General features: G+C 49.4%; 2 protein-coding genes. One reads left to right on the top strand and one right to left on the bottom strand.

What is annotated here, in order from left to right; translation table 11 throughout:
* Positions 1-447 precede the first annotated feature (447 nt).
* Complete coding sequence (locus AC5M9B_RS04830; protein WP_101810124.1) at positions 448-984, top strand: porin family protein; 537 nt, start codon at positions 448-450, stop codon at positions 982-984.
* Between the two features lie 193 nt (positions 985-1,177).
* Here AC5M9B_RS04830 and AC5M9B_RS04825 read toward each other — a convergent pair whose 3' ends face one another.
* Positions 1,178-1,714: a C40 family peptidase gene (locus AC5M9B_RS04825; RefSeq protein ID WP_101810123.1), complete on the bottom strand. Its 537-nt coding sequence runs from the start codon at positions 1,712-1,714 to the stop codon at positions 1,178-1,180.
* Positions 1,715-2,072: the final 358 nt, after the last annotated feature.

The following is a 2,072-nucleotide window of genomic DNA, read 5'->3' as shown; positions in this document are numbered from 1 at the left end:
TGCAGGAAAGGCCGTATGCTACCGCATACTGGCCTTTTTCTGTTAGGGAAAGTTGCACTTCAAATGCGAATCCGCCGCCGTCTGAAAATTTTCAGACGTCCTTTCCCACCCTTATGGCAATAAAACCACACCAACCAATGTAAACCGTCATCTAAGCCTTTATCATTTTTTCTACACTCCACCGCCACTGCCAAACACCCCTCTCTCCACACAGCAAGCCCCATAAATCTTCATATTTTTCATCGCACTTTACGCAAATTATAAATCGCGCACCTCGACACTTCGGTCGATACAAATTTAGCCGTTTCAATGAATTACAAACGTTAAGTACTTGAGAAAATGGGTAACGCCTCGGCAAAGGCGGTTGCGGGTCATCCGCAAGCGTCCGATACTGGATTCGTCGGAAGCAGAAACAAGCTTCCTGTTTATCCGTGAAGGAGCATTATCATGAAAAAAACCTTACTGACTGTTTTATTGGCTACTGCTTCCGCTATCACTTTCGCTGACGGTTCATTTACCGGCGCAGGCTTGGAAGTCGGCGCGGGCGTGACCAAAAGTGATGTGCGCAATGCCAAGCTGAATGAGAAAACTAAAGGCGACGTTGCCGTACGCGGCAGCTACAACACACAATTCGGACAAAGCAACTGGATTGGCGGCGTTGAAGCCGGTGTCAAACCGCTGCACCGCAAAATCGCGGGCAATGCGAAACAAAAAGTCGATGCCAACGTTTCCTACGTCCAAGGCTACCGCCTGACCGACAATGCGCTGGCTTACGGTAAGGTCGGCTACCACTACGGCCGCTTCGACAATCTGGGCGCGAAACGCAGCAATATGAACGGTCTCGGCTACGGTGTGGGCGCGAAATACGCCGTTACGCCGAATGTCGAAGTCGGTGCCGAATGGGAGCAAACCCGTTATAAAAAAGACGATTTGAAAGTCCACAACAACAGCTACATGGCTACTGTCGGCTACCGCTTCAAATAATCTTTTTTAAACAGACAAAGGTCGTCTGAAACCCAAATTTTGGTTTCAGACGACCTTTTTTATCAGCATTTCCGATTTGGATTGACTATCTAGCCGACTTCTCAGTTCATCATTCGTGTGCAGGAATGATGATAATCGATACCGTATCAAAAACCAAACGGATCGTTATACCGATTGCTGATTTGCTGTTTTTTCAGTCGGCAAAGAAGGTATGCGCACCCAGATAATTCTTCGCGTAAAACGGGCTGGAGAGTTTTTCGGTTTTAATGGTTTTGCCGCTGCTTGGCGCATGGATGAATTCACCGTTGCCGATGTATAGGCCGACATGCGAGTATTTGTTCGCACCGCCTGTGTTGAAGAAAACGAGATCGCCTGCCTTGAGGCGGCTGTCGGGGATTTTACGGCTGGCTGCCGCCATATCGCGGGCGGTTCGCGGCAGGCTGACGCCGAGGGCGTTTTTATAGACGAATTGAATCATGCCGCTGCAATCAAAACCGGTGGAAGTAGTGCTGCCGCCCCATTTGTACGGCGTCCCGATAAGGCCCATGCTGTGCAGCATCAGCTCTTGCGAACCTTGGGTGTGGTCGATATTGTTGATGCGGACGGGTTGGACTTTTCGGGCAGAAACGTGGGGTTTGGCCGTCGGACGGTGTTTGCCTGTTGAGAAGCCGCATGAGGCAAGAAAAGGGATTAGGGAGGCTGTCAGGATAGTTTGAAATATGTGTTTCATGATGGTTAACCTTTATGAGTAACACTGATTGTCGCCTTTTTAAGGTCGTCTGAAACCTGAATTTTGGGCTTCAGACGACTGTTGTTTATGCAATGAAAGCTGGCTTGGGAAAACTCAAGTAACATGGGCTTTGCCTGCGAACTTGCCGTCTGCCAATCTAAATCCGTTAGCTGTACCTGTTATTTATATCGTGGGTAAAACCCACACTACGGGTGGCTGTAAGACAGCTTGTCCCTTCCCCCGACTGGTTGGGGAAGGTTAGGATGCGGGTGGCTTTGTGGGTTGAACTGGCCCCCAAATCTTGGACACTCATAAAAGCCTATTCAGGCGCTCTGTGCAAGCTGGGTTCTGTATGCGA

It is taken from the genome of Neisseria flava, from assembly GCF_982712965.1.
The sequence above is the reverse complement of the archived record's forward strand: the minus strand, read 5'-3'. Positions and strand labels throughout refer to the sequence as shown.